Here is a 956-nt window from a genome sequence, read left to right on the forward strand (position 1 = left end):
CGCGTGATCGTGAAGGCCGACGGTGTCTACCTGTGGGACTCGGACGGCAACAAGGTGATCGACGGGATGGCTGGCCTGTGGTGCGTGAACGTCGGCTACGGCCGCAAGGAACTCGCCGACGCCGCGTATCGCCAGCTCCAGGAGCTGCCGTTCTACAACACGTTCTTCAAAACCACGCATCCGCCGGTGATCGAACTGTCGGCGATGCTGGCCGAAGTGACGCCCGCCGGCTTCAACCACTTCTTCTATTGCAACAGCGGCTCGGAAGGCAACGACACCGTGCTGCGTCTCGTGCACCAGTACTGGCGCGTGCAGGGCAAGCCGCAGAAGAAATACGTGATCTCGCGCAAGAACGGCTATCACGGCTCGACGATCGCGGGCGGCACGCTCGGCGGGATGGGCTACATGCACGAGCAGATGCCGTCGAAGGTGGAGCACATCGTGCACATCGACCAGCCGTATTTCTTCGGCGAGGCGCAGCCGGGCGAGACGCCCGAAGCATTCGGCCTCGCACGCGCGCAGCAGCTCGAAGAGAAGATCCTCGAACTCGGCGCGGAGAACGTCGCGGCATTCATCGGCGAGCCGTTCCAGGGCGCGGGCGGCGTGATCTTCCCGCCGTCGACGTACTGGCCGGAAATCCAGCGGATCTGCCGCAAGTACGACATCCTGCTCGTCGCCGACGAAGTGATCGGCGGGTTCGGGCGCACCGGCGAATGGTTCGCGCACCAGCACTTCGGCTTCGAGCCGGACCTGATCACGATGGCGAAGGGCCTGACGTCGGGCTATGTGCCGATGGGGGCGGTGGGCATTCATGAGCGCGTCGCGCGCCCGATCATCGATAACGGCGAATTCAATCACGGCCTCACGTATTCGGGCCATCCGGTGGCGGCGGCCGTCGCGGTCGCGAACCTGAAGCTGCTGCGCGACGAGGGGATCGTCGAGCGCGTGAAGACCGA

At 64.9% G+C, this 956-nt stretch carries 1 protein-coding gene; it reads left to right on the forward strand.

Going from position 1 to position 956, the window contains the following annotated elements:
- Window positions 1–956: aminotransferase (locus tag J8I33_RS34240; protein ID WP_209940001.1), on the forward strand; the 956-nt coding region annotated here is incomplete at both ends.

Origin of the sequence: Burkholderia sp. AcTa6-5, assembly GCF_017815075.1 — a bacterium.
In the GTDB taxonomy this organism is placed as follows: domain Bacteria; phylum Pseudomonadota; class Gammaproteobacteria; order Burkholderiales; family Burkholderiaceae; genus Burkholderia; species Burkholderia sola.